A 1,547-nucleotide genomic window follows, 5' to 3' on the forward strand; every position below is an offset into this window, starting at 1 on the left:
CCCGGCTGCGGAAACGGGAGGCCGCGTAGCGGACCAGGGAGATGTTCATCTCGATCAACGTGTTGCGCGCGTACTGGTCGGCTTTCACCGTTGCACCGATCGACGGCCGCACCATGATCAATGCAACCCTCGCCGACTCCTACGATTCACCGCAGGCACTCGATACTGTCAAGCGACTGCGGACGGCCGTCCACGACGTGCCCGGCGCCGACGCACTTGTCGGCGGCAGCACGGCCACCACCCTTGATGTCCAGGCGGCCTCGGTCCGCGACAGAAACCTGATCATCCCGATCGTGTTGGTGGTGATCTTCCTGGTCTTGGCCGCTTTGCTTCGCGCTCTGCTGATCCCGGTGATTCTCATTGTCACCGTGGTGCTTTCCTTCGCGGCGACCCTCGGCGTGAGCGGATTCTTCTTCACGCACGTGTTCGGGTTCGCCGGGGCTGATCAGTCTTTCCCGCTGTTCGCCTTCGTGTTCCTCGTCGCTCTGGGTATCGACTACAACATCTTCTTGATGACCAGGGTCCGGGAGGAGACGGGAGAATTCGGTACCCGTGCAGGCGTTCTGCGCGGTCTTGCAGTGACGGGCGGCGTGATCACTTCAGCCGGAATCGTCTTGGCCGCAACATTTGCCGTACTGGGCATCCTGCCGCTGGTCTTCCTCGCCGAGATCGGATTTGCCGTGGCCTTCGGTGTGTTGCTCGATACGATCATCGTGCGCAGTGTCCTGGTGCCTGCGCTCTCTCACGACATCGGGAAACGTATCTGGTGGCCGTCCGAATTGGCGCGCGCCAAAGACTGACCGACTACAGAAACGCCTCTTTGGTCCACAGATGAAAAAGCGCATAGGCCCGCCAGGGTCGCCATTTCTCGGACAACGCCGCGGCTTCTTTGCCGGAGGAGACACCCAGCGCACGTTTCAAGACCAGATCATCAGGTACGAATGCGTCGCGATCACCGAGAATTCGAACAGTGAGATAGTCAGCGGTCCACGGTCCGATTCCTGTTAGTGACAACAACTCTCGCCGAAATTGGACGGGATCCGCATCCCAGGAGAGATCGAGGTCGTTCGCTGCCGCAGTTGCCAACGTGTGCACCGTTTTTGCGCGCGCAGTGGTCAGTCCGACGGCTTTCTGAATATCCTCCGGCGATAGCGCTGCAACCGAGGCCGGGTCGGGGAAAGCAAGAAACTCCGCGTCCACCGCCGCTCCGAATGCGCCGACGAAGCGCCCACCGAACGTCCTCGCCGCGCCGAGCGAAACCTGTTGTCCCAGAACGGTGAGCACCGCGGTCTCGAACCCGTCCACCGAGCCGAGCACCCGCAATCCTGGACGGGCGGTCACTAGTGGGGCCAACAACTCATCGCTACAGAACGCTGCCTCTACAGCAGTGTGATCGGCGTCGAGGTCGAGCCAACGACGCACGATCACCTCCAGCTCTGCTGAATCCGCTACCGGCACATCGGAATCCACGACAACACCTTCGTCCGTCCACGACACCGACACGACAACCGGGCCGGACGGCAACGGTATGACTCTGGTGTGAACAC

Annotated in this window: 1 protein-coding gene and 1 pseudogene; one reads left to right on the forward strand and one right to left on the reverse strand. The window is 61.3% G+C overall.

Annotated elements, in window-relative coordinates; genetic code table 11:
- Positions 1–98: 98 nt before the first annotated feature.
- Positions 99–800, forward strand: a pseudogene (locus tag ABT116_RS45300) (MMPL family transporter); the annotation flags it as partial.
- A gap of 4 nt (positions 801–804) precedes the next feature.
- On the opposite strand, the gene ABT116_RS45305 reads toward ABT116_RS45300, so the two are convergent.
- Positions 805–1,547 (reverse strand): DNA-3-methyladenine glycosylase family protein (locus tag ABT116_RS45305; RefSeq protein WP_351646887.1); only part of this gene is annotated, 743 nt, incomplete at its 5' end.

This window comes from Streptomyces sp. NPDC002130, assembly GCF_040296465.1.
Taxonomy (GTDB): Bacteria; Actinomycetota; Actinomycetes; order Streptomycetales; family Streptomycetaceae; genus Streptomyces.